The sequence below is a fragment of the Pseudomonas sp. W4I3 genome (assembly GCF_030816195.1).
Classification (GTDB): domain Bacteria; phylum Pseudomonadota; class Gammaproteobacteria; order Pseudomonadales; family Pseudomonadaceae; genus Aquipseudomonas.
Map to the genome: position 1 here is coordinate 4,529,896 of NZ_JAUSXS010000001.1, position 22,222 is coordinate 4,552,117.

28 protein-coding genes and 1 tRNA gene are annotated in these 22,222 nt (G+C 58.5%); 12 read left to right on the forward strand and 17 right to left on the reverse strand.

Translation table 11 applies throughout. The features are described 5' to 3' along the window. Nucleotides 1-179: 179 nt before the first annotated feature. A complete protein-coding gene (locus tag QF045_RS20500) occupies nt 180-494 on the forward strand; it encodes a hypothetical protein (protein WP_124387352.1) in 315 nt (104 codons plus the stop codon). Nucleotides 495-783: 289 nt separating this feature from the next. Next, on the forward strand, nt 784-996 hold the full coding sequence (locus tag QF045_RS20505; protein ID WP_003234260.1) for a cold-shock protein: 213 nt from the start codon (nt 784-786) through the stop codon (nt 994-996). Between the two features lie 72 nt (nt 997-1,068). On the opposite strand, the gene QF045_RS20510 is transcribed toward QF045_RS20505, so the two are convergent. Together QF045_RS20510 and QF045_RS20515 are read right to left on the reverse strand one after the other, a co-directional pair. Continuing rightward, the gene (locus QF045_RS20510; RefSeq protein WP_306493766.1) at nt 1,069-1,389 is read right to left on the reverse strand and encodes an I78 family peptidase inhibitor; all 321 of its coding nucleotides are present in this window, start codon (nt 1,387-1,389) and stop codon (nt 1,069-1,071) included. Between the two features lie 144 nt (nt 1,390-1,533). After that, nucleotides 1,534-1,839 (reverse strand): hypothetical protein, encoded by a 306-nt coding sequence (locus QF045_RS20515; protein WP_306493767.1) that lies wholly within the window; start codon nt 1,837-1,839, stop codon nt 1,534-1,536. 154 nt (nt 1,840-1,993) lie between these two features. Between QF045_RS20515 and QF045_RS20520 the strand changes: the two genes are divergently transcribed. Further along, on the forward strand, nt 1,994-2,200 hold the full coding sequence (locus QF045_RS20520; protein WP_306493768.1) for a hypothetical protein: 207 nt from the start codon (nt 1,994-1,996) through the stop codon (nt 2,198-2,200). 33 nt (nt 2,201-2,233) lie between these two features. Here the strand turns inward: QF045_RS20520 and QF045_RS20525 are convergent, their stop codons facing one another. The 7 genes from QF045_RS20525 to QF045_RS20555 are packed head-to-tail and all read right to left on the reverse strand — an operon-like array spanning nt 2,234 to nt 9,201. Continuing rightward, entirely contained in the window at nt 2,234-3,262 is a 1,029-nt protein-coding gene (locus QF045_RS20525) for a nucleoside hydrolase (protein WP_306493769.1), read from the reverse strand. 26 nt (nt 3,263-3,288) lie between these two features. Continuing rightward, complete coding sequence (gene rbsD, locus QF045_RS20530) at nt 3,289-3,693, reverse strand: D-ribose pyranase (RefSeq protein ID WP_306493770.1); 405 nt, start codon at nt 3,691-3,693, stop codon at nt 3,289-3,291. Further along, the gene (rbsK, locus tag QF045_RS20535) at nt 3,690-4,607 is read right to left on the reverse strand and encodes a ribokinase (protein WP_306493771.1); all 918 of its coding nucleotides are present in this window, start codon (nt 4,605-4,607) and stop codon (nt 3,690-3,692) included. The genes rbsD and rbsK overlap by 4 nt, the downstream gene beginning before the upstream one ends. A 23-nt stretch (nt 4,608-4,630) precedes the next feature. Beyond that, the gene (locus tag QF045_RS20540) at nt 4,631-5,653 is read right to left on the reverse strand and encodes a LacI family DNA-binding transcriptional regulator (protein WP_306493772.1); all 1,023 of its coding nucleotides are present in this window, start codon (nt 5,651-5,653) and stop codon (nt 4,631-4,633) included. 3 nt (nt 5,654-5,656) lie between these two features. After that, entirely contained in the window at nt 5,657-6,634 is a 978-nt protein-coding gene (locus tag QF045_RS20545; protein WP_124387360.1) for an ABC transporter permease, read from the reverse strand. Next, entirely contained in the window at nt 6,631-8,184 is a 1,554-nt protein-coding gene (locus QF045_RS20550; protein WP_306493773.1) for a sugar ABC transporter ATP-binding protein, read from the reverse strand. The genes QF045_RS20545 and QF045_RS20550 overlap by 4 nt, the downstream gene beginning before the upstream one ends. A 57-nt stretch (nt 8,185-8,241) precedes the next feature. Next, entirely contained in the window at nt 8,242-9,201 is a 960-nt protein-coding gene (locus tag QF045_RS20555; RefSeq protein WP_306493774.1) for a sugar ABC transporter substrate-binding protein, read from the reverse strand. A 451-nt stretch (nt 9,202-9,652) separates the two neighbouring features. Between QF045_RS20555 and QF045_RS20560 the strand changes: the two genes are divergently transcribed. The 3 genes from QF045_RS20560 (at nt 9,653) to QF045_RS20570 (ending at nt 11,853) form a co-directional block, all read left to right on the forward strand. Further along, nucleotides 9,653-10,741 (forward strand): asparaginase, encoded by a 1,089-nt coding sequence (locus QF045_RS20560; RefSeq protein WP_306493775.1) that lies wholly within the window; start codon nt 9,653-9,655, stop codon nt 10,739-10,741. A gap of 166 nt (nt 10,742-10,907) precedes the next feature. Beyond that, a complete protein-coding gene (locus QF045_RS20565; protein ID WP_306493776.1) occupies nt 10,908-11,159 on the forward strand; it encodes a DUF1654 domain-containing protein in 252 nt (83 codons plus the stop codon). A gap of 4 nt (nt 11,160-11,163) precedes the next feature. Beyond that, a complete protein-coding gene (locus tag QF045_RS20570; protein ID WP_057721559.1) occupies nt 11,164-11,853 on the forward strand; it encodes an endonuclease in 690 nt (229 codons plus the stop codon). A gap of 31 nt (nt 11,854-11,884) precedes the next feature. Here the strand turns inward: QF045_RS20570 and QF045_RS20575 are convergent, their stop codons facing one another. Continuing rightward, nucleotides 11,885-12,250 (reverse strand): SPOR domain-containing protein, encoded by a 366-nt coding sequence (locus QF045_RS20575; protein ID WP_306494930.1) that lies wholly within the window; start codon nt 12,248-12,250, stop codon nt 11,885-11,887. Between the two features lie 260 nt (nt 12,251-12,510). On the opposite strand from QF045_RS20575, the gene csrA reads away from it, so the two are divergent. Continuing rightward, nucleotides 12,511-12,705, forward strand: a complete 195-nt coding sequence (csrA, locus tag QF045_RS20580) for a carbon storage regulator CsrA (RefSeq protein WP_003192511.1) — start codon at nt 12,511-12,513, stop codon at nt 12,703-12,705. Nucleotides 12,706-12,909: 204 nt separating this feature from the next. After that, complete coding sequence (locus QF045_RS20585; protein WP_306493777.1) at nt 12,910-13,173, forward strand: hypothetical protein; 264 nt, start codon at nt 12,910-12,912, stop codon at nt 13,171-13,173. Between the two features lie 5 nt (nt 13,174-13,178). On the opposite strand, the gene QF045_RS20590 is transcribed toward QF045_RS20585, so the two are convergent. Next, nucleotides 13,179-13,850, reverse strand: coding sequence for an HAD family hydrolase (locus tag QF045_RS20590; RefSeq protein ID WP_306493778.1), 672 nt, complete (start codon nt 13,848-13,850; stop codon nt 13,179-13,181). A 201-nt stretch (nt 13,851-14,051) separates the two neighbouring features. On the opposite strand from QF045_RS20590, the gene QF045_RS20595 reads away from it, so the two are divergent. The 3 genes from QF045_RS20595 to QF045_RS20605 are packed head-to-tail and all read left to right on the forward strand — an operon-like array spanning nt 14,052 to nt 16,414. Further along, nucleotides 14,052-14,303 carry a DUF2790 domain-containing protein gene (locus QF045_RS20595; RefSeq protein ID WP_306493779.1) on the forward strand — a complete coding sequence of 84 codons (252 nt, stop codon included), beginning with the start codon at nt 14,052-14,054 and terminating at the stop codon, nt 14,301-14,303. Between the two features lie 42 nt (nt 14,304-14,345). Beyond that, nucleotides 14,346-15,017 carry a heavy metal response regulator transcription factor gene (locus tag QF045_RS20600; protein WP_306493780.1) on the forward strand — a complete coding sequence of 224 codons (672 nt, stop codon included), beginning with the start codon at nt 14,346-14,348 and terminating at the stop codon, nt 15,015-15,017. Further along, nucleotides 15,014-16,414 (forward strand): heavy metal sensor histidine kinase, encoded by a 1,401-nt coding sequence (locus tag QF045_RS20605; protein WP_306493781.1) that lies wholly within the window; start codon nt 15,014-15,016, stop codon nt 16,412-16,414. Before QF045_RS20600 ends, QF045_RS20605 begins: the two co-directional genes overlap by 4 nt. A 12-nt stretch (nt 16,415-16,426) precedes the next feature. Here QF045_RS20605 and QF045_RS20610 read toward each other — a convergent pair whose 3' ends face one another. From QF045_RS20610 to QF045_RS20630, 5 genes are all read right to left on the reverse strand, one after another. Beyond that, nucleotides 16,427-16,873: an anti-virulence regulator CigR family protein gene (locus tag QF045_RS20610; protein ID WP_306493783.1), complete on the reverse strand. Its 447-nt coding sequence runs from the start codon at nt 16,871-16,873 to the stop codon at nt 16,427-16,429. A gap of 62 nt (nt 16,874-16,935) precedes the next feature. Further along, the gene (gene pcp, locus QF045_RS20615) at nt 16,936-17,565 is read right to left on the reverse strand and encodes a pyroglutamyl-peptidase I (RefSeq protein WP_306493784.1); all 630 of its coding nucleotides are present in this window, start codon (nt 17,563-17,565) and stop codon (nt 16,936-16,938) included. Between the two features lie 7 nt (nt 17,566-17,572). Beyond that, nucleotides 17,573-18,523, reverse strand: coding sequence for a DUF979 domain-containing protein (locus tag QF045_RS20620; RefSeq protein ID WP_124387371.1), 951 nt, complete (start codon nt 18,521-18,523; stop codon nt 17,573-17,575). Then, complete coding sequence (locus QF045_RS20625; RefSeq protein WP_306493785.1) at nt 18,520-19,236, reverse strand: DUF969 domain-containing protein; 717 nt, start codon at nt 19,234-19,236, stop codon at nt 18,520-18,522. Before QF045_RS20625 ends, QF045_RS20620 begins: the two co-directional genes overlap by 4 nt. 557 nt (nt 19,237-19,793) lie before the next feature. After that, nucleotides 19,794-20,522: a helix-turn-helix transcriptional regulator gene (locus QF045_RS20630; RefSeq protein ID WP_306493786.1), complete on the reverse strand. Its 729-nt coding sequence runs from the start codon at nt 20,520-20,522 to the stop codon at nt 19,794-19,796. 74 nt (nt 20,523-20,596) lie between these two features. On the opposite strand from QF045_RS20630, the gene QF045_RS20635 reads away from it, so the two are divergent. Continuing rightward, nucleotides 20,597-21,757, forward strand: a complete 1,161-nt coding sequence (locus QF045_RS20635) for a cytochrome P450 (RefSeq protein ID WP_306493787.1) — start codon at nt 20,597-20,599, stop codon at nt 21,755-21,757. A 211-nt stretch (nt 21,758-21,968) separates the two neighbouring features. On the opposite strand, the gene QF045_RS20640 is transcribed toward QF045_RS20635, so the two are convergent. Beyond that, nucleotides 21,969-22,045: transfer RNA gene (locus QF045_RS20640), tRNA-Val, on the reverse strand. Nucleotides 22,046-22,222: the final 177 nt, after the last annotated feature.

Consider the following 22,222-nt stretch of genomic DNA (forward strand, 5'->3'; position numbering starts at 1 on the left):
GGCGCACCTGGAAAAAGCCAAGCGCTGGATGCTAGCACAGATGAACGGTCATCGCGCCGACGCGGCCTGCGGTAAAAGCAAATTCCATGCTTTATGGCGGCAAAAGTGAACTTGAGCTGTACGCCACGCCTCAAACACCCCGAGAATCGCCGTTCGTCCTCGACCCAAAGGAGCATCCCATGATGCGTTTTACATCGACCCTCGCCCTCGCCGCTTCCCTGGCATTCCTTTCGCTCGGCGCGCAAGCCGCTGCGCCTTCGAATTGGCCGGCGGGCGCCCGTGACGCCTTCGTCAACGACTGCAGCGCTGCGGCCAGCCAGAACGTCGACGTCAAAACCGCCAAAGCCCACTGCGAATGTGGCGCCGACAAGATCAACGCCGAATTGAGCACTGCGGAAATCAAGGAATTGATGACCAATCAGAACGCTAGCCCGGAGCTAAAAAACAAAGCGGTCGCGGCTATTTCGTCCTGCAAAGTCGTGAAGAAAAAGTAAGAACGCCCACTGATCGGGCGTCTTTTTCGCCAGAAAAACAGCCCTAAAACGGCTGTTTCTCACAAATTATGCAGGTTTTACGGCTTTTTTTAACAGCTGATATTTCGCACCAAAGCCCCGTAGATCGGGGCTTTCAGCCAAACCAGGCACTAAACGCAACGCTATTGATTAGCAAACAATGCCTTGGGGGGGCTCCCAAGCCGAACATTTCGACTATGATAGCCCTGTGTGCCCAGTTGGCCTGAGCAGCACAGCACTACTGAAAATATATGTTTCTTGGAGATACACCATGTCTAATCGCCAAACCGGCACCGTTAAATGGTTCAACGATGAAAAAGGCTTCGGCTTCATCACTCCTCAAGGTGGCGGTGACGACCTGTTCGTACACTTCAAAGCTATCGAAAGCGACGGTTTCAAAAGCCTGAAAGAAGGCCAAACCGTTTCCTTCGTGGCTGAGAAAGGCCAAAAGGGTATGCAAGCTGCACAAGTTCGCGGCGAGTAATACTCCGCTGAGCTAAAAAAACCCCGTCCATGTGACGGGGTTTTTTATGGGTGTTGCAAAAGCCATACACTATCAGCCGCAGTTGACCCGCGTGATCACCAGATTGTCGTCGGTGTTCAGGTTCAAGCGGTCGGAGCGATACTCCAGCGTGATCATGTCATTGGGCTTGAGGATACGGGCATTCTGCGCACCGGAACGCGCACGCGCCTGCTCCAGCAATTGAGGCGAGGCTTTCTGGCCGATCGTGAACTCGGCGGCCTTCGACTCACAGCGACTATGACCAGCATCGGTCACAGTGGCATCTTTGCCTGGCTCAGAGGCACCCGGGGTGCTGCAACCCGCCAACGCGAGTGCTGCCAACAAAGTACCGAATGATGCGAGCTTCCAAGGCATGAAGCCTCCTATGATAAAAAATGGACAGAGATCGTGCGACAGCGATTGAGTTGATTGGTTTCAAGACGTTAACGCCTCACACCCAAGTCTGCCTGACTCAGGCAACGCACGCGCCCAGTCAATCATGACTGGATATGAACATGCTCAGTAGATATCGATGTAGTCAGACGACGGCTTCGGCCAATTCTGCTTGAGCGCGTTGAAAATCTGCATAACCCAGACTTCATCATTCGCGGCCACGTTACCCACATAACCGGAACCCTTGGCCCAAGTCTCCAGGCGAAACAGCAGACCTCCGATATCGGCGCCCCCTACTACGCCAGAAGAGATGTAGGCGATGCCGGCCTTGGTGACCCGCAGCTGGGTGTGTTCATCGTCACTGGCGCTGGCAAGCAGTTGGCGCACGGCTACCAGCGTAAGATTTTCGGGGTTGTTCAAATCGATCTGCACTCGGTGTTTCTCGGCCAATAAACAGGGGGACAGTGTCGCACACCCCGCCCTCATGCCTAAGTCGCAGTGCCAATTCCCGTGCAAAATGCTTAACTGCGCCCGTTGCAGCCGCACGCCAGCGCAATGCCCAGTACCTACCGCCCGCGAGATTCCCATGACCACCGTAACGCTCCAAGCCGATATAAAAGCCAAATGGCCCCAAGGGCAAAGCTCCTACAGCCCCGGCAGCCCGGAAGAATTGGCGATCATCGGTATCGACCTGCTGGTCAAGGAACTCGGCACCCAGGGCGCCCAAGCCTTTGTCGGCCAGGTATTCGAGAAATACCCGACCGACCACCCGGGCGCGCAAGAGCGCGAATAAGAACCGGCCGGCGGACGCCGACCGGTAAGGGCTTTACTTCAAGCGTGCCAGGCGTTCGGTCAACAGATCGAAAAAGCCTTGGGCGTCGCCGTTCTCGACCCAGAATGCGTTCTTGTCCTGCTTCAGGCCATCGTACCAATCGACGATGGTCTGGCCGAAAGTCGGACCTTCACGACTGTCGACGACCACGTTGACCTGGCGACCGCTGAACAGCGACGGCTTGAGCAGGTAGGCGACCACCGTGGCGTCATGCACCGGCCCGCCAGGAATGCCGTAGTGCTCCATATCGCCCTTGACGTACTCGTTGAGAATATTGCTGACGACCTTGCTTGCATTGTTGTTCAAGTCTGCAATTTTCTTCAGGCGCGCCTCGCTGGTGAGCACTTTATGGGTCACGTCCAGCGGCAGGTAGGTCAACTTCACGCCACTTTTAAGCACAATCTCAGCCGCCACCGGGTCGGCGAACAGGTTGAACTCGGCCACCGGCGTGATATTGCCGCCATTGAAATGCGCACCGCCCATCACCACCACTTCCTTGATGCCCTGGGTAATTTCTGGTGCCTGGGTCAGTGCCAGGGCCAGGTTGGTCTGCGGGCCGAGCATGGCGATGGTGATGCTGTGGGGCTTGGCGGCAGTCAGGGTTTTGATCAGGTAATCCACGGCGTTGCCGTCAGCCAGGCCTTGTTTCGGCTCGTGCACGGTCACGCCGGAAATACCTTCCTTGCCGTGGATATTCTCGGCATAGATCGGCTTGCGCAGCAACGGCGCTGGGGCACCCGCGTAAACCGGGATATCCTCACGCCCTGCCCACTCACGCGCAAGACGCGCATTGCGTGATGTTTTGTCCAGGCGCACGTTGCCGGCCACGGTCGTCAGCGCGCGGATGCTCAACTCTTCCGGCGAAGCCATGGCGAACAGCAAGGCCACCACATCATCGGCGCCCGGATCGGTATCGATGATCAGGTCGATCTTTTCCGCCGCCTGGGCGCTTGCAGCTGTGAGTGCGGACACAAGCAGAACACTCCGGAACAGGTTTTTCAGGGATGGAAGACCACGTTGCATAAAACACTCCTTGTCGTAGGGGGACTCTAGAAGGTTACGCCGGATACCAGCGCGATATTGCAGTAAGGCTGACATTCGCCCGTGCGCACGACGGCACGCGCCTTGCCACTCAGCTGCTTGAAGGCGTCATGACTGAGCAGACGACGCTCGCCAAGGGCAGCTTGTGCGGTAAGAGCATCGAGTTCAATCAGCGCCGGCGGTTGCTTGAGCAGGATTTCTTCAGCCAGCACGTGGCTTTCTACCTGCATCTCGCTGAGCACAACGCGCAGGGTGCTGATGAAATCCGGGATGCCCTGGGTCAGCGCCAGGTCGATCAACTCGACACCGGGCGGCACCGGCAGACCGGCATCACCGATGACCAGAATGTCGCCGTGCCCCAGTGACGCGATCAGGCGGGACAGGGCGATATTGAGCAGAGGTGTCTTTTTCATGAGGGCACAAAACCTTGTACGTCGTGCAGCGTAGGAATGGAGGGCTGGGCGCCGGCACGGGTCACCGATAACGCTGCCGCGACCTGGCCGAAACGGATCGCTTCCGCTTCGCTGCTGCCAGCGGCCAGCGCTGCGGCAAAACCACCCACGAAGGTATCACCGGCAGCCGTGGTGTCCACCGCCCTGACCTTGGGCGCGACCAGGTGCGCGAAGCTGTCGCCGTCCGCAAACAGTGCGCCCTGGGCGCCAAGGGTAATGATGACCTTGCCGGCACCAGCCTTGATCAATGCTGTCGCGGCGAGCTTGGCGCTGTCGAGCGAGTCGACCGCGACACCGCTCAAGGCAGTGGCTTCACTTTCGTTGGGAATCAGGTAGTCAATCGAGGCATACCACTCGGCCGGCAAGGGCCCACTGGCCGGTGCTGGATTGAGGATCACCGTCTTGCCCAGCTCGCGACCGCGCTTGAGCGCATGGCCGACCGTTTCCATCGGCACTTCGAGCTGGCAAATGATCACATCGGCGGCCTGTAATACGGCATCACAGGCGGTCAACGACGCGGGGGTCAACTGACCGTTACTGCCCGCCACAATTACAATCGCGTTCTGGCTGCTGTCATCCACCACGATCAACGCGACACCACTGGAGCCTTCCACCGTGCTGACGGCCCGGCAATCGATACCTTCGTCCACGAGTGCATCACGTAATTGGTCGCCGTAGGCATCGGTGCCGACGCAACCGACCATCGCGACATCCGCACCCAGGCGCGCCAGGGCGACCGCCTGATTGGCGCCCTTGCCACCGGGAACGGTGGAGAACGTCTGGCCGATCAGTGTTTCACCGGCACGCGGCAAACGACTGGCGCGGGTGACCAGGTCCATGTTCAAGCTGCCTATTACCACTACTTTTGCGGGCATACTTCAGTACTCATCAATTCGGTTCAGCGGTATTGGGCGAACACATCGGCCAACGCCGCCGTCGATTCACGCAAGACAATACTCGGCGTCACGATGCGTTGATCGATCGGCAGTTGAGGTGTCGCTATACGTCGCAATAATAATTCGGCCGCGGTCTCGCCCAGTTGCACGATCGATTGCCCGACCGTGGTCAACGCCGGATAGACGTAGCGGCCCATTTGAATGTCATCGAAACCTATCACTGAGAGCTCGCCCGGCACGCGGATATTGTGCTCTGCCGCGGCACGCAGCACGCCAAAACCGATCATGTCGTTGCAGGCAAAAATCGCACTCGGCGGTTGTTCTGCGAGCAATTGCACGGCGGCGGCATAACCCCCGGTACTGGTGAAATCGCTTTCGCGGACGCGCTCAGGCGCTATTTCAACACCGGCTTCGCGCAGCGCACGCCGATAGCCTGCCAAACGCATTTGCGCCACGCGAGTACGGGCGGGGCCGGCGATGCAGGCGATGTCGCGATGACCCAGCTCAAGCAAGTGCCGGGTCGCCAGGTAAGCGCCCTCTTCATGATCGATGCGCACCAGGTCGACATCGATGCCATCCAGTGCCCGGTCGACAATCACCATCGGCGTGCGCACTGCACTCAAGCCAGCGGCAAGGCCACTGTCGTCGCCACCCACCGAGGTCACGATCAAGCCGTCGACGCGTTTCTCCAGCAGCACGCGCAAGTAGCTGCGCTGCTTTTCGGCATTGTCGTCGGAGTTGCAGAGGATCACGCAGTAGCCATTGCGCTCGCAGTAATCCTCAATGCCCCGGGCCAATTCCGCGAAATACGGGTTGAGGCTGTTGGGCACCAGCAACCCGATCGTCGCCGTGGTCTTGGCCTTGAGGGAGCGCGCGACCGCACTCGGCACATAGTCCAACTGCTTGATCGCCGCCTCGACCTTGATGCGCACCGGCTCGCTGACCGGGCGCGTCTTATTCACCACATGAGACACCGTGGTGTAGGAAATCCCCGCCAGCGCTGCCACATCCTTGATCGTTGCCATGGATCAGCCCCGCCGACTGGCGCGCTGGCTGCGGTAAGTGTCAAGAACCACCGCGATCACAATGACCGCACCCGTGATAATGCGTTTGGTAGGTTCGGTCGCGCCAATCTGCGCCAGGCCCGCGGCCAATACCGAAATAATCAGCACACCAAAGAACGTGCTGATCACCGAGCCGCGCCCGCCCATCAGGCTCGTACCGCCGATCACTACAGCAGCAATCACTTGCAGCTCAAGGCCCGAGCCAGCATTTGGATCCGCCGCTTCCAGGCGCGATATCTGGAACAGCGCGGCCACACCGGCCAGCAGGCCCATCAGGCTGAACACCAGGATCTTGTAGGGTTTGGGATTGATACCCGCTAGGCGCACCGCTTCTTCGTTGGTACCGATACCGATCAGGTAGCGACCAAACACGGTGCGGGTCAGCACCAACTGGGCGGCGATGATCACCAGCAACGCAATGATGAACGACGGCGAGATCCCGAACGCAATCGGGTTGGACAACCAGGCAAACGAGTCACCGATATACGCGGTGCGCGAGCCAGTCATCTGGTAGGCCACGCCTCGGGCCATCTCCAGCACACCGAGGGATACGATAAAGGAAGGGATCCGCCAGGCCACGGTGATGGAACCGGTAAGGGTACCGGCCAATGCAGCGCAACCCATGCCCAGCACGGCGGCCGGCAGCACGCTCCAGCCCCAGCTCAGAATCGCTACGCTGACCGCCGACGCTGCCAACGCCAGTACCGAACCTACCGACAGGTCGATGCCACCGATGATGAGGATGAACGTCATGCCCACCGCCAACACCATCAGGTCCGGAATCTGATTGGCCAGGGTGCTGAATGTGTCATAGGACAGGAAGTGATCGCTGAGCACCGAGAACAGCGCAATCATCGCCAGCAAGGCACCTGCCAGCCCAAGGTAAGTACCCAGGCCGTAGAAGTTGCCGCCAGTCTTACCGGGGGAAAGGGTTGTTTTCATGGGGTATTCCTAGGCGCTGCATCGTTGAGCAGCGCATCACGTTTCTGATAGCCGGCAAAGGCGGCGGCGAGCAATTCGTCCTGGGTCCAGCTGTCGCGCTCGAATGTTTCGATCAAGCGTCCGGCGGACAACACGCCGATGCGGTCACAGATCAGCATCAATTCGCGCAGATCACTGGAGACCACCACCAGCGCTTTGCCCTGGCGCGTCAACTCGCCGAGCAAGGCATAAATGTCGAACTTGGCACCCACGTCGATGCCTCGAGTGGGCTCGTCGAACAGCATCACCGAGCAATCGCGCTCCAGCCAGCGGCCAATCACCACCTTCTGCTGGTTACCGCCCGACAGCTCGGAGACCAACTGCGCCGGGCTGGAGCTGCGGATACGCATGGCGTCGATCTGGCGCTTGGCCAGGGACGTCTCATCGCGGCTGTTAACCAGCCCGCCAGCGGAGATCTCCGGCATGTTGCCCAAGGCGATGTTGGCGCTGATGGACTGGGTCAGCAGCAGGCCTTCGCCTTTGCGGTCTTCGGTGATCAGGGCGATGCCATGACCGACCGCGTCCGCCGGGGAGCGAATGCTCACCACATTGGCCTGCGGCCCCAGAGCCACGGTGCCGCTGTCGGCCAGGTCGGCACCGAAAATCAGGCGCAGCAACTCGGTACGACCGGCGCCGATCAGGCCGGAAATGCCATAGATTTCGCCGGCGCGTACCTGGAAAGACACATCGCGGACCTTGTCCGAGCGCGTCAGACCTTTGACCGTCAAGGCCGGCTCGCCGATGGTGCGCGGGCCCAGGTCGATGTGCTCGCCCAACTCGCGCCCCACCATCAGGGTGACCAGTTGCTCGCTGTTGTAATTGGCCATCGGCTCGACACAGACCAGCTGGCCGTCGCGCAATACCGCAATGCGTTGGGCCACACGGGCCAGCTCTTCCAACCGGTGCGAAATATAGATAATCGCCACGCCCCGGGCCTGCAGGCGGGTGATTTGTTCGAACAGCATCTCGACTTCACGGGCAGTGAGCATCGCCGTAGGTTCGTCGAGAATCAGTACGTGGCAGTCGCCGATCAGGTTGCGGGCAATCTCGACCATTTGTTGATGGCCAATACCCAGGCTGCCCACCAGCGTGTCCGGGTCGATGGCGTCCAGGCCAACCTGGGCCATGGCTTCGGTGGCGGCTTTGCGCAGCTGTTTACGGTTGATCCAGCCGCCTTGGCTGGGCAGGTTATGCAGGAACAGGTTTTCAGCCACTGTCAGCGTGGGCAGCAGGTTGAGCTCCTGCATGACCATGCGCACGCCCAGCGCTTCGGCCTGGGTGCGGCTGGCGGGCTGATAAGCCTGACCATTGAATTGCATGTTCCCGGTGGTCGGCGTGACCAACCCGCCGATGATCTTCGACAAGGTACTTTTGCCTGCGCCGTTTTCACCGGTCAGCGCCAACACTTCACCACGGTTGAGCGTGAGCGTGATGTCGGACAGAACGGGTTGGGCATAGGTCTTGCCGATACCGCTGACCGAGAGGACAGCGTTCGGGGCGGAAGATGACATAGGAAAATCTCCAGGCGCCCGCTCAGGACGAACGGGCGCTGTTGGCTACTGCCGCAATTACTTCTTGAGGACGAGTTCAACCGGGGTTTCGATCACGCCTTCGGTAGCATCGACCTTCTCGCCCTTGACCAGCTTCAGCGCGTTCTGGATACCGAACACGGCTTGCTGGGCAGCGGCCTGGTCGGCGGTTGCCAGCACGCGGCCGTCCTGCAGCATCGGCTTGATGGCTTCGATGTTGTCGTAACCCACCACCAGCACTTTACCGGCCTTGCCTGCCGCACGGACGGCGGAGACGGCGCCCAGGGCCATGTTGTCGTTACCGGCCAGCAGTGCCTTGAGGTCCGGGTATTCGCTCAGCATCGCCGAGGCGACTTTCTGGCCCTGGTCGATTTCCCAGTTACCGGATTGGGTGGACACGATCTTCATGCCGGCGGCATCCATCGCATCCTTGAAGCCAGCGGTGCGCTGCTGAGCGTTGGTGGTGGTCGGTACGCCTTCGATGATGCCAACCTTGTCGCCGGCAGCCAGTTGCTTGGCCAGGTAGTCACCGACCAGCTTGGAGCCTTTGCGGTTGTCCGGGCCTACGAAGGGGATATCGAGTTTTTTGCTTTTCAGCACGTCCGGATCCAGGCGATTGTCGATGTTGACCACCTTGATGCCGGCATCCGAGGCCTTCTTCAGCACGGTGACCAGCGCCTTGGAGTCGGCCGGTGCGATGACGATGGCGTTGACCTTGGCCAGAATCATCTGGTTGACGATGTCGATCTGCGCGCTGGTGTCGGTTTCGTTCTTGATGCCGTTGGTGATCATGTCGAAGTCGGCGGCGTGGGATTTCTGGTAATCCTTGGCGCCCTCTTGCATGGTCACGAAAAATTCGTTGGCAAGGGACTTCATCACCAGGCCAACCTTGGGCTTGGTGGCAGCATCGTCAGCGAAAGCAGAAGAGAGAGGCAGGGCAGCGGATGCGGCAGCAAGCACAGCGACAGCGAGAAGACGTCCTGCAAATGGCAGCTTCATGGATGTACTCCGATCTTATGATTATTGTGAGCAACGCTTGCACCGAAGAAACATCTCGCAAACGTTTGCGTTAACTGAACTATGAGAACCTTGTTGAGATTTGTCAACGGCAAGCACTCACCTTTCATCCTGAACCCGCCCATCAAGTTGCCGCCGTCTGAAATGACAGGATCGGCGCAGGTTTAACACGTATCCCGAGGCAAACCCCTTCAGAGTTTTCGGACAACCGAACACCGAAGCTTCTTGCGTTCGGAAAGCCGGACGATGCCGTGTGGGAGCAGCCCGGAATATCAATTTTAATTGTTTTAAATCAATAGGTTAATTTATCTACCCGGCAATCATGGGTTTGGTACAGATCCTGCTCTTTCCCAGCACCTCGAGGCGTTCAGAGTCGCCCGGGTGTTCTGGATGAACCTGCTACCGCACTCATCAAAAACCAGAGAGAAAAATAATGAAATCTGCATTGAAGACCTTTGTTCCCGGGGCACTCGCCCTGCTGCTGCTGTTCCCCGTCGCTGCCCAGGCGAAAGAAGTAGAAACCAAGACCAAGCTCGCCAACGTGGTGATTCTCGCCACCGGCGGCACCATCGCCGGCGCCGGCGCCAGTGCGGCCAACAGCGCCACCTACCAGGCGGCTAAAGTCGGCATTGAACAATTGATCGCCGGTGTTCCTGAGCTTAGCCAGATCGCCAATGTACGCGGCGAACAAGTGATGCAAATTGCTTCGGAAAGCATCAACAACGAGAACCTGCTGCAACTGGGTCGCCGCGTCGCCGAACTGGCTGACGACAAGAATGTGGATGGCATCGTGATCACCCACGGTACCGACACCCTGGAAGAAACCGCCTACTTCCTCAACCTGGTTGAAAAAACCGACAAGCCTATCGTGGTGGTCGGTTCCATGCGTCCTGGCACCGCCATGTCGGCTGACGGCATGCTCAACCTGTACAACGCCGTTGCCGTCGCTGGCAGCAAGGACGCACGGGGTAAAGGCGTGCTGGTGACCATGAACGACGAGATCCAGTCGGGTCGCGACGTAAGCAAGATGATCAACATCAAGACCGAGGCGTTCAAGAGCCCATGGGGCCCACTGGGCATGGTCGTTGAAGGAAAATCCTACTGGTTCCGCCTGCCGGCCAAGCGTCACACCATGGATTCGGAATTCGACATCAAGACCATCAAGAGCCTGCCTGACGTTGAAATTGCCTACGGCTACGGTAACGTAAGCGACACGGCCTACAAAGCCCTGGCCCAAGCCGGCGCCAAAGCGATCATCCATGCCGGCACCGGCAACGGCTCGGTGTCGTCCAAGGTCGTTCCCGCACTGGTGGAATTGCGCAAGCAAGGCGTACAGATCATTCGCTCTTCTCACGTCAACGCCGGTGGCATGGTGCTGCGTAACGCCGAACAGCCAGACGACAAATACGACTGGGTCGCAGCCCTCGACCTGAACCCGCAGAAAGCGCGCATTCTGGCCATGGTCGCCCTGACCAAGACCCAGGACAGCAAAGAGCTGCAGCGGATATTCTGGGAATATTGATTCCACGGTTTACCTGTAGGAGCGAGTTCGCTCCTACAGTTCCTCACAAAAGAATCACAGCAATTTTCCAAATTCGTTGTCAGACGGAATTCTTTGAATTTAAGCAGTTGCGAAATTACTTACAGTTAAATACTGTATGTGCGTACAGCTTACTAAGGAATACTCCGTGGCAAAGCCCTCCTCCGCAGCACCCGCAGCGCCAGATGCCTACCAGCGCCTGGCCATTCGCGTACAAAAAATCATCAATTCGACCAATGCCCAAAAAGCCAAGGCCGCGCTGATCTTTCGTTTGCCGGATGAGCCCGAGGACGACTGGGCGCGCTTGCTTGAAGAGATAGCGGAAAACGACAACGTCACCCTCGCCTATCGGGACGATGGTGGTGTGCAGATTTTCTGGGTTGTGCCGAAGGAAGATTGATTGAATGAGTGTCCGTTTTTTTGCTGTGTGCTGCCTGTTTTTTGCCGTCACCGCCAACGCCCAAGCCCCCCGAACCTTCAGTGAAGCCAAAAAAATCGCCTGGAAACTCTACGCCCCGCAATCCACCGAGTTCTATTGCGGCTGCAAATACACCGGTAACCGTATAGACCTGAAAGCTTGTGGCTACATCCCACGCAAGAACGCCAACCGCGCCGCACGCATCGAATGGGAACACATTGTTCCTGCCTGGCAGATCGGCCACCAGCGGCAGTGCTGGCAAAATGGCGGGCGTAAAAACTGCACGCGTCATGATGATGTGTTCAAGCGCGCCGAAGCAGACCTGCACAACCTGGTACCGAGCATCGGCGAGGTGAATGGCGACCGGAACAACTTCAGCTTCGGCTGGCTGCCGGTGCAAAGCGGGCAATACGGTTCATGCCTGACCCAGGTGGACTTCAAGGCCAAGAAGGTCATGCCGCGACCGTCCATTCGCGGAATGATCGCGCGCACCTATTTTTATATGAGCAAGCAATACGGCCTGCGCCTGTCGAAACAGGATCGCCAACTGTATGAAGCCTGGAACAAGACCTATCCCGTGCAGGCCTGGGAACGTCAGCGCAACCAGACAGTCGGCTGCGTGATGGGCCGTGGCAACGAGTTTGTCGGCCCGGTGAATCTCAAGGCCTGTGGCTGAAGCTGGGCGCAACGTGCGCCCATCCGCCCCGCTACTGCGCGACTTTGTGTTCGATGACCTCTGACACGGTGTCGTTTTTCTTGGCCCGCGCCATCTTTTCGTTGAGCAGTGCCTGCTTGGCTTCAGCCTCGGCCTTGCTGGCAAACGGGCCCAGCAGTACCTCATCCTTACCGTCGACCTTCACGATATAGAAATTGAAACCATGCTCCAGCAGCCAGGCGGTCAAATCGGTGATCGCCTGCAGCTTGTGATCCGGCGGACCCACCCATACATCCCATTCCTGAGCGGCAATCGCACCGGTTTGTGGCTGGCTTTGGGTCACGACAGGCTTGGCCTTGGGCGCATCGACAGGTTTACCTTCGCCGCATCCGGCCAATGCCAACACCGCAATTGCCATCGCTACTTTACGCACTGCCCTGCTCCTTTGAAGATAAAGAGGCGACTTTACCATTCACTGTCTATTCTGGCCGTCATAAACGTTGGCTTAAACAATGCGAATGATGTATCGCGACCTGTATGATGCCGCCATGGGAATTAATGTCGCCTCTATGCGTCCTAAAAGAGGCAGTCACAGGGAAGCGCTTCGCAGTAAGCTACGCACATCCGACACCTGCCCTGTCTGAACATGTGTCCTTAAAAGTAATCAAGGAGAAGTCCATGCTTATACTCACCCGCAAAGTTGGTGAAAGCATAAACATCGGTGATGACATTACGATCACCATTCTGGGCGTTAGCGGCCAGCAAGTACGAATCGGCATCAACGCCCCCAAGGATGTTGCCGTGCATCGCGAGGAAATTTATCAGCGCATCCAGGCCGGCCTCACTGCGCCGGACAAAAACCAGACGCCTTGAAGCCCCTCCAGTAGCCAGCCTTTTGCTTCACCGTAACGGCTGGCGAAAACCTGATTGGCCCGTTCGCTTTTCCTACCCGAGTTGTGCGCCCGTAGATGCCCCTTCGCTGCAAGATGAAACTGCCAAGATGCCCGGAACTTGTTGCATCATTTGTAGCCAAATCCCACGTCATCCTGCGGTCCGAGTGCATTCAGGAGCACGTCGATGAGGCCAACCGTTACACAGCCCATGGTTTCCCTATCCTGGACAATCGCCTTGCTCATAGGGCTGATCTTCCTGGCGCTCGGGTATGGACTGCGATGGGAGGTCGAGGGGGCTGTCGACCCCGCTGACCATTCCTGGCTGGACTTGGCGCTTGTGCTGTGTGCCTACTTGTTTGCGTTCTGCCTCAAGCCGATTCAGAAGGTTATCTTGCGCAAGCTGTGCCAGCGCGAGGCGCATCGCGCTGATCAGAAAACGGCACGCTGAGTTTCCTACCGCTCTCGTACAATCAGCTGGCCGTCAGCTTCCTGCACGACTTCAAGCCGCTCATACCCGTCGATACACGCATGCTCAGTCACCATCGGTGAGAGGTGCGTCGAGGTCACCACCATCACATCCGCTCCTGCCGCTTCTGCTGCGCGAATACCTACGGGCGCATCCTCGAACACCAGGCAATCCTGCACCGGCACGCCCAAGCGCTGGGCGCCAAGCACATAACACGCCGGATCTGGCTTGCCGCTGGCGACATCTTCGGCCGTCACCATGACCGCCGGGGCGCAAATACCTGCCGCTTCCATTCGACGCAACGCCAGTGCTTTGGGCGCAGACGTAACCAGAGCCCACTGTTCGGCGGGCAAGCTGTTCAGGAACTCAACCGCACCGCAAATCGCCACGACACCCTCGACGTCGTTCAATTCCGCTTCGGTAATCCATGCCGCTTCCTTTTCTGCATCTACACCCGGCAACCCCTGGCGCGTGATCGTATCAATCGCGCGGGCGCCGTGAATGGTGGTCAGGAAGGCCTCCACATCCAGGCCGTGGCGTTCGGCCCAGCGGCTCCACACCCTCTCGGCAGCGGCAATGGAGTTGAGCAGGGTCCCGTCCATGTCGAACAGAAAGGCACGGTAACGCTGAGTAAATACGGCTGGATTTAGGCTGGGCACTGCGCGGTTTCCCCATGTGTTCAAGCGATGATGGATCCCTGCAATCTACGGTTCACCTCGGCACTTGTAAACGCTGCGAGGTGCCAGCCTCAAATCTTGAATGACGAACTTGTCATCATCCTGTTGGTTGGCTGTTCGGGTCGCCTGGTTACTGTGAACTCACTGCCAAGCCCGGCAGCCAACCTACACAGAGATATCGCCATGAAACGGTTTGCCCTCGCCTTCGCCGCCTTGCTCGCCACTGGCTCGGTATTCGCCGCCGACACCGCTCCAGTGATCCACGATAAGACCGGCTTCTTCGTTCACTTGGATGTCGCCAAGGTGCTGTCCAGTACCGACACCTACGGCCAATGCGGTATCGTCCCGGCGCAACTGCGCTATTTGGACCATCAGGACCGTGAGCATGTGCTGGACTACCGGGTGCAAGGCACGGGTTGCGCCAGTGACAATTGATCAGGCTACACTTGCGCAACCCATTGAATCAGGGCATTTCCCATGAACATCCTCGTAGTCGAAGACGAACCCAAGGCCGGCAATTACCTGCTCAATGGCCTGCAAGAGCTGGGCTATAGCGTGAGCCTGGCCCGCGACGGCGTGGACGGTTTGCACCAAGCCCTGGAAACGCCTTTCGACGTGATCGTGCTCGACGTGATGATGCCGAAAATGGATGGCTGGGAAGTGCTGCGCCGCTTGCGCAAGGAAGCCGACACCCCCGTGCTGTTCCTCACGGCCCGCGATGATATTGCCGACCGCATCAAAGGCCTGGAACTGGGCGCCGACGATTACCTGATCAAGCCCTTCTCCTTCGCCGAGCTGGTCGCGCGCCTACGCACCCTGACCCGGCGCGGCCCGACACGAGAAGACGAGCACCTGCACATCGCCGACCTGCAGATCGATGTGCTCAAGCGCCGCGTCACCCGCGCCGGCACGCGCATTACCCTGACCAATAAGGAGTTCGCCCTGCTGCATCTGTTCGCCACACACCAGGATCAGGTGCTGTCGCGCTCGCTGATCGCCTCGCGGGTATGGGACATGAATTTTGACAGTGATACCAATGTGGTCGACGTGGCCGTGCGGCGCCTGCGCTTGAAAATCGACGACCCGTTCCAACTCAAGTTGATCCACAGTGTGCGTGGCATCGGCTACCGCTTCGATACCCAGCCATGAGCCGCACTCGCCATTACTCGCTGACCCTGCGCCTGGCCCTGATCTTCGCCCTGCTCGCCTTTGCCTTGCTGGCCACCCTGGGCGTGGCACTCTACCGTGAACTGGAGCGCGAGCTGATTCGCCGCGACGACACTGCGCTGATCTCCCGCGTGGATCAACTGCGCAACCTGCTCAACGACAGCAATACACTGGGCCTGATCAAGACAAAGCCAGAGCTGTTCCAGAACATGCTGGGCAACCGCGAATCCGTATTGAGTATCGCCGCCCCCGGTCAACAACCGTTGCTGTTGGTGAACCCGGCAAATATCGAACTGCCTTCGATCAAACCGGTGCCCAAGGATCACGTACTGGCGCTGAGCGATGTGCAGCATCTGCCGGGGCTCAACGGCATTCCCTTCTCAACCGTGGCCGCGACCATCGACTCCGGCGACCTGGGTAGCCTGCAAGTCACCAGCGGCCGCCTGATGACCGAGCGCACCGCCGTGCTCGCCAACTATCGATTGAGCGTTTACATCCTGGCGAGCATCGCCGCGATCCTCCTGGCATTGGCCGGTTACCTGCTGGTGCATCGCGGCTTGCTGCCTTTGCGCCGGCTCGCCCGCCACGCTCAAGGGATCGGCGTCGGCAACTTGGCCGAACGCCTCGACAGCCAGGGCGCACCCAAAGAATTGCTGCCGATGATCGAGTCGTTCAACACCATGCTGGAACGCTTGTCCAAGGGCTTCGTGCAACTGGGCCAGGTTTCCACCGACATGGCCCACGAACTGCGCACACCGATCAATAACCTGCTCGGCGAAACCCAGGTTGCCTTGCAGCAGCAGCGCAGTATCGAAAGCTACCAGCAGCTGCTGGCCTCCAATGTCGAAGAACTCGAACGCCTGGCGCGGATGCTCGACAACATGCTGTTCCTGGCGCGCACAGACCCCGCCAGCGCGCTGCGCCAACGTCAGGCGCTGGACGCCGCCGAGGAAGTGGAACGCGTCGCGGATTATTTTGAAGGGATCGCCGGTGACGTCGGCATGCACATTGTTGCCGAAGGCGAAGGCGTGATCTGGGCGGAGCCGATGCTCCTGCGTCGCGCGCTGGCGAACCTCTGCGCCAACGCCATCAAGTATGGTTCGCCGGGCTCGCAGCTGAGCATCCAGGCGATTGCAGATGATGAGGGCATCAACCTGAGGGTCAGCAATCACGGTGAAACCATTCCCGCCGAGCATCTGCCGCGGCTGTTCGAACGGTTTTACCGGGTGGATGAATCCCGCGAACGCTCTTCCCAATCCAATGGACTGGGGCTGTCGATTGTGGCGACCATCATGCAACTGCATAACGGGCGTTACAGCGTCAGCAGTGAAGACGGCATCACGCGTTTTGAGTTGTTTTTCCCCGCGCAGGAAGCGTGAGGCGATGCCTCGTCAATCAAAGGCCCCGTTGAGCACTTCGTAGATGATACCGGTGGCAATGGTTACCAGAATCAAGTCAGTGCCCGCTTGCTGCCACTCGTACCCATCGTAATGAGGCAAGCGCCCCGCCAGGCGACCATCAAGTTTCTTGGCGATACCAGGCGGGAGCGGTTTTCCGCGAGCCAGGTTTTTCTGAATACCGGGAGGCAGCGCGGGGCCCGGGCTCCAGTAATCGCGGTTACCGCCCACCAGGCTCAGCACACTGCCTCGATCGACGCTGGGGCCATGACTGCCTGCCGAGCCTTTGCCTTTAGGCTTGTCGTGGCCCTGCCCCGCCTGATTATTACCTTTGTTGTTCCCCTGGCCTTTGCCATTGCCAGGATCGGCCAAGGCAACACCGCTGCCTGCAAACAAGGCGAGCGACAACACCACAGACACAAACTTAGGGCACTTGATCATGATGTGTTTTCCAGAGGGATACTTGTGGAACTGTAGCCGAAGTTATACCGCCGCGTACTGAATCAGCTCACCCTGCCACCCGCTTCCACGATATCCACCTGGGTTTGCCAGGCTGCCGCGACCGCAAGGCGCAGGCCTTCCACCAACGTAGGCAGCGCCATCGACGGCTGACCGGACTCAGGCAATCCCGGCACATGGATAAACCCACTGCGCACCTCAGAGCCCGCCAGCGCATGCTGCAATCGATAAAACACCTGGTTGCATACGAACGTGCCCGCCGTCTGCGAAACCGAGGCAGCAATACCCGCTTCACGCACTGCCCTGACCATGCTCTTGATCGGCAATGTGGAGAAGTAAGCAGCCGGGCCGCCTTCTACCACCGCCGTGTCAATCGGCTGGGCGCCCAGGTTGTCCGGAATGCGCGCATCATTGACGTTGATCGCGACCCGCTCGATGGAAATATCGCTGCGTCCAGGGCCCAAGCCCGTGGCGATGACCATTGCCGGATGTAATTCCTCGATCAACTCGATCAGGGCCTCGGGAGCCGTGGCAAAGGCGCAGGGCAATCGGCGCGCGACGATCCGCACGCCCTCACTCAGTTCTACCCCCTCCAACTGGCGCACCGCCTCCCAGGAGGGGTTGACGACGTCGTGATCGAAAGGCTCGAAGCCCATCAGCAATAGGGTTTTCATCCTGACCTCACATCAACAGATAAAGCAGTACGATATTGACCACCAGCATCATCAACGCGGTCGGCAACTGGGCCTTGATCACCGCGTTCTTGTCCGGCAACTCGAGCAGTGCGGCCGGCACGATATTGAAGTTGGCCGCCATCGGTGTCATCAGCGTACCGCAATAGCCGGAAAACATGCCGATCGCTGCCATTACCGCCGGGTTGCCGCCATAGATACCCACCAGCACCGGCACGCCGACGCCACCGGTCATCACCGGAAAAGCGGCAAAACCATTGCCCATGATCACCGTAAACAAGGCCATGCCCAGCACATAAACCATGACCGCCACCAACTTGAAGTCCAGGTTGATGTAGGTGGTGGTGACGTGGGCCACGGCCGTGCCAACCCCGGCTTCGTTGAACAGCAGCCCAAGCATCGCCAGCATCTGTGGCAACACCATGGCCCAGCCCAGGGCTTCGGTCAGGCGACGCGATTCGCGCAAGGCTTGCACGGGCGTGTCGCGGGTCAGCCAACAGGCCAGGCCAAGGGCGATCAAACAGCCAATGCCGAGCGAGACGAAGGTGGTGTTCTTCGGATCAAGCAGCGGTACACCGCCGATTTCGGTGTGCTTGAGCAACACCGAACCGATCACGGTGGTCAACGGGATGGCCAGCGCCGGGATGAACAGTTTATGGCCCAGGCGACCGGCGCTGGCGCGAGAGGCCTTGTCGTGCAGTTCGGCGTGCTGGCCGCGACCAACACCGCCCATGCCCGCAATCAACGCCATCAGCACAACGCCGACACCGATGACCACCGAGGGCAGGCGCTCGCCCACTAGGAACGGAATGGCAAACAGCAGCCAGAACAGCGCGCTGGACCAACGCTTGGGGTGCGTGCGATCCAGCAGGATCATGCCTGCGGTGATCAGCAACAGCACACCGGCCAGCCAGTACAGGTACTGAATGGAAATAATCATCGTGCGGCCTCCACCGAGGGGGCAACGGCGTTCATCTCACGGGTCAGCCTTCGATCGAACCGATGCAGCCGGATGGCATGAATGATAAAGGCACAGATCGCCGTCGGGATGCCCCAGACCGCAATGTGCAGCGGCTCGACATCAATCCCCGAGCCCAGCAGAAAGGTATGCATCAAGGCGATCGCACCAAAGGCGACGAAGATATCCTCACCAAAAAACAGCCCCACATTGTCGGTGGCGGCGCACATGGCCAACACCTTGTGACGCAGCTTGTCCGGCAGCTTGCCGTAGCGCTTTTCCGCAGCGCCTTCAGCCATCGGTGCCAGCAAAGGCCGCACCATCTGCGGATGCCCACCCAGGCTGGTCAACCCCATGGCCGCGGTCGATTCACGCACAAACAGATAGATGATCAGCAGACGTCCGACTGTTGCCCGCTCGAAGCGGGCGATCCAGTTCTGCGCATGCAGGCGCAGGCCGTGACGCTCCAACAGGCCAATCACCGCCAGCGGCAATAGCAGGATCAATTGCAGCGCACGGGTTTGAAGGAAGCCATCGCCCATGGTGGCGAGAATTTTTTCCAGCGGGAACTGGGCGGCGAGCCCGGTCGCGATAGCGGCGGCGGTAACCACCAGCAATGGATTGAAGCGCAATACAAAGCCGACCACGATGACAAGTACGCCGATCAACGGCCATAAGTTCACAACAGTTTGCATGGCGAAGAGGTCCTTTAGTGCGCGCTGCGGCGCCATTACAGCAGGATGTGAGCAAAGGGCTCACAGCATGAAAGTGGCGTGCAGTCGGCTCGGTTTTTTTATTGTTGACCCGAAAGGTCGAGCGGTGGCGGCAACTTTGCTGCCTTGAGGCGGGAGGTGTCCAACAAGAAAAATTGTTGTTGCGGACCAATAAATTTTGTCGATATTGGCACCGCTAGGTGGGCCAAGTGGAGGGATTCGGGATTGGCTCTATACTCAGCAGTGATACGCCAGCAGATCATCGCGCTTTTGCCGATAATGAGGAGTCCAGCTATGTATGCCGGTCATATGAGCAGTATGGCGACAACGATTGGCGAGATACGCTGCCAGATGGCGGTCCAGATCATTTGTCTGCTGTCGGTGGCTACGCTTTTCTGTTGATTGAGACGCCAATCTCCAAGTGCGCCTCAAGGTGTCACTGGGTATGGCATTGCTTGAATTCCAGGCCAACCAATACCGACCCATAGAACGCTTTACGACGTGAGACATCGCTATCGTTGAACTCGATATTGTCGATCTTACAATCTTGATCTACCGATCTCTTCGTTTTCAAGCATGATCCCAAATCTGCCAGACAGCTCCTTTTGCCCATTGAGCGTCAATGCAAGTGCCCGACTATCAAGGTCCTGGGTAACCCATTTGCGCCTTATGACCGTTTGCAGTAAAGCGGCGCCGAGTGCTCCGGCAAGATGAGGGCGGCGCATGCTCCAGTCCAGGCATGAGCATGCGAAACGACGTCGTTGTGCCCTTACCGCTTCTATCTCGATACCCAGAGCAGTCATGGCTTTTTCGCCGCTCATCGTAAGCTGATACATGCGCTCCCCAGCGAACGGCACGGTTAACCAGCCTGCTCCCATGAAATGGTCGTGCAGTCGCACCGCCAGTGTTCCTGCCATGTGGTCATAACAGGTGCGTGCGAACTGCAAACGGGTCGGGGTAGTGGGAACATAACGCGTATCCGCGTTTTGGCCGATCACCATCAGGGCTTCAATAGCCTGGGCCACTTGAGCGTCCGCCAGACTGTAGTAGCGATGCCTGCCCTGCGTGTGCAACCTAACCAACCCGTCCTGTCTTAATCTTGCCAAATGCGCGCTCGCCGTGGATGCACTCACGTCGGCAACGACGGCCATTTCGGTACTGGTACGAGCGTGGCCGTCCATCAGCGAACAAAGCATTTTCGTCCTCGCAGGCTCGGCAATCGCGCCGGCGATCCGAGAAATCGCAGTGTCATTGCTTTGCGCATCCATATTTCGTTCCTGAGCGAATCGTCGGCATGAAGAGTGTCCGATAGTAGCTGTTCTTAGCAAACAGGATTTGCGCCATGACGCCCTTTGAAGCAGCTACCCACGCTGATCCCTACGTTTATTACTCACGCCTCAGGCGGCAAAACGGTCTGTCGTTCGATGCAGACCTTCGTTTATGGGTCGCAAGTGACGCCCAGGCGGTTGAAACCATCCTGGCGCATCCCGATTGCCGGGTGCGTCCGCTGAACGAGCCGATCCCTCCAGCCATTGCGCAAGGCATCGCAGGAGGAATTTTCGGTCGTTTGATGCGCATGAACGAGGGCGCGCGACACCTTTGCCCCAGGATGGCTATCGAGCCTGCTCTGAGATCTATCGAGACAGAAAACATTGCAGAGATGGTTTCACGCGTGGTTGAGACCCTGGATAACCCCCTCGAAAACCCTGACGAGCTGATGTTCACGTTGCCCGTTTCGGTCATGGCGGGTTTGATAGGCCTTCCCTCCAGCCGGCTACGGGAAGTCGCGGGGCTGGTACGGGATTTTACTGCCTGCCTGTCGCCGTTAAGCGACGCAGCTCAGCTTGGTGCAGCTCATTGCGGCGCGACTCGGCTAAGCGAATTATTCACTCAGCTACTGCGCAGCGACGCTGAAAGCAGCCGCTTCTTGCGCCATATCCTGAGCAGTGGCGAAGCTATCGACTGGAGCGATCACGATGCGTTGATCGCTAACCTCATCGGTCTGCTGTCACAGACCTGCGAAGCCACCGCAGGCTTGATCGGCAATACCCTCGTGACGCTCCATCGTAACCCTGGCCTGATCGCAGACATGCACACAACGCCGAAGCTCGTTGCGGACTTGGTGGCAGAGGTCGCGCGCTACGACTCGCCCGTGCAAAACACCCGGCGATTCGTAGCAAAGCGATGCACTGTCAGGGGCAACGTACTGGCGGCGGGCGACACCGTTCTATTGTTGCTCGCTTCAGCCAACCGGGATTCGTACGCGAACCCAGACCCCGATAGCTTCTTGCTCAAACGAACACAACGACGAACCTTCAGCTTCGGCTCAGGGAGGCATGAATGTCCAGGTCAGCAACTTGCACTAACTATCGCTTGCGAGGCGATTTCGGTATGGCTACATCGCTACACAGCCCAGGCTGATCATCCTTGTCGGTGGAGCTATTTGCCTTCCCTTAATGGCCGCATCCCTAAGTTTTATCGTGGTCAGGAAAATGAGCAATGATCGCAACTATGGTTGCGCGGCCTTGAGCGGCATCGTGCGGACCACTTAGCTGGCCGTAGGCAGGTTTTCAGGTTGATATGAAGATGAAAGCTGACTTGAAGTGGACGGTCGTTTGCTCAAAGTATTCCCAGCATGACCAAACGACAGACAACAAAAAAGGGCTCACCTTTCGGTGAGCCCTTCTAGACCGCCCAGCAGAGCGGATTTTGTTTGGTAGGCGCGATTGGACTCGAACCAACGACCCCCACCATGTCAAGGTGGTGCTCTAACCAACTGAGCTACGTGCCTGCTGTGAGGCGGCATTCTACGGAATTCCGTAGGGGTGTCAACATCTTTTTTGCAGCTAACCCTATGAATATGCGAATTTTTTATTCGCGGGCAGCGCACCCGTGATTTGCGGGTGGCTGGCGGGCAATTTTCAACTCAGGTAGGATCGCCGCACTCGTAAAAAATATAAAACAGAGG

Bases quoted from the DNA above. Each gene is read 5' to 3' on its own strand.
- QF045_RS20500 (WP_124387352.1), top strand. From the start codon at position 180: ATGATGCGTTTTACATCGACCCTCGCCCTCGCCGCTTCCCTGGCATTC.
- QF045_RS20505 (WP_003234260.1), top strand. From the start codon at position 784: ATGTCTAATCGCCAAACCGGCACCGTTAAATGGTTCAACGATGAAAAA.
- QF045_RS20510 (WP_306493766.1), bottom strand. From the start codon at position 1,389: ATGCCTTGGAAGCTCGCATCATTCGGTACTTTGTTGGCAGCACTCGCG.
- QF045_RS20520 (WP_306493768.1), top strand. From the start codon at position 1,994: ATGACCACCGTAACGCTCCAAGCCGATATAAAAGCCAAATGGCCCCAA.
- QF045_RS20525 (WP_306493769.1), bottom strand. From the start codon at position 3,262: ATGCAACGTGGTCTTCCATCCCTGAAAAACCTGTTCCGGAGTGTTCTG.
- rbsD (WP_306493770.1), bottom strand. From the start codon at position 3,693: ATGAAAAAGACACCTCTGCTCAATATCGCCCTGTCCCGCCTGATCGCG.
- rbsK (WP_306493771.1), bottom strand. From the start codon at position 4,607: ATGCCCGCAAAAGTAGTGGTAATAGGCAGCTTGAACATGGACCTGGTC.
- QF045_RS20540 (WP_306493772.1), bottom strand. From the start codon at position 5,653: ATGGCAACGATCAAGGATGTGGCAGCGCTGGCGGGGATTTCCTACACC.
- QF045_RS20545 (WP_124387360.1), bottom strand. From the start codon at position 6,634: ATGAAAACAACCCTTTCCCCCGGTAAGACTGGCGGCAACTTCTACGGC.
- QF045_RS20550 (WP_306493773.1), bottom strand. From the start codon at position 8,184: ATGTCATCTTCCGCCCCGAACGCTGTCCTCTCGGTCAGCGGTATCGGC.
- QF045_RS20555 (WP_306493774.1), bottom strand. From the start codon at position 9,201: ATGAAGCTGCCATTTGCAGGACGTCTTCTCGCTGTCGCTGTGCTTGCT.
- QF045_RS20560 (WP_306493775.1), top strand. From the start codon at position 9,653: ATGAAATCTGCATTGAAGACCTTTGTTCCCGGGGCACTCGCCCTGCTG.
- QF045_RS20570 (WP_057721559.1), top strand. From the start codon at position 11,164: ATGAGTGTCCGTTTTTTTGCTGTGTGCTGCCTGTTTTTTGCCGTCACC.
- QF045_RS20575 (WP_306494930.1), bottom strand. From the start codon at position 12,250: ATGGCAATTGCGGTGTTGGCATTGGCCGGATGCGGCGAAGGTAAACCT.
- csrA (WP_003192511.1), top strand. From the start codon at position 12,511: ATGCTTATACTCACCCGCAAAGTTGGTGAAAGCATAAACATCGGTGAT.
- QF045_RS20585 (WP_306493777.1), top strand. From the start codon at position 12,910: ATGAGGCCAACCGTTACACAGCCCATGGTTTCCCTATCCTGGACAATC.
- QF045_RS20595 (WP_306493779.1), top strand. From the start codon at position 14,052: ATGAAACGGTTTGCCCTCGCCTTCGCCGCCTTGCTCGCCACTGGCTCG.
- QF045_RS20600 (WP_306493780.1), top strand. From the start codon at position 14,346: ATGAACATCCTCGTAGTCGAAGACGAACCCAAGGCCGGCAATTACCTG.
- QF045_RS20605 (WP_306493781.1), top strand. From the start codon at position 15,014: ATGAGCCGCACTCGCCATTACTCGCTGACCCTGCGCCTGGCCCTGATC.
- QF045_RS20610 (WP_306493783.1), bottom strand. From the start codon at position 16,873: ATGATCAAGTGCCCTAAGTTTGTGTCTGTGGTGTTGTCGCTCGCCTTG.
- pcp (WP_306493784.1), bottom strand. From the start codon at position 17,565: ATGAAAACCCTATTGCTGATGGGCTTCGAGCCTTTCGATCACGACGTC.
- QF045_RS20620 (WP_124387371.1), bottom strand. From the start codon at position 18,523: ATGATTATTTCCATTCAGTACCTGTACTGGCTGGCCGGTGTGCTGTTG.
- QF045_RS20625 (WP_306493785.1), bottom strand. From the start codon at position 19,236: ATGCAAACTGTTGTGAACTTATGGCCGTTGATCGGCGTACTTGTCATC.
- QF045_RS20630 (WP_306493786.1), bottom strand. From the start codon at position 20,522: ATGGATGCGCAAAGCAATGACACTGCGATTTCTCGGATCGCCGGCGCG.
- QF045_RS20635 (WP_306493787.1), top strand. From the start codon at position 20,597: ATGACGCCCTTTGAAGCAGCTACCCACGCTGATCCCTACGTTTATTAC.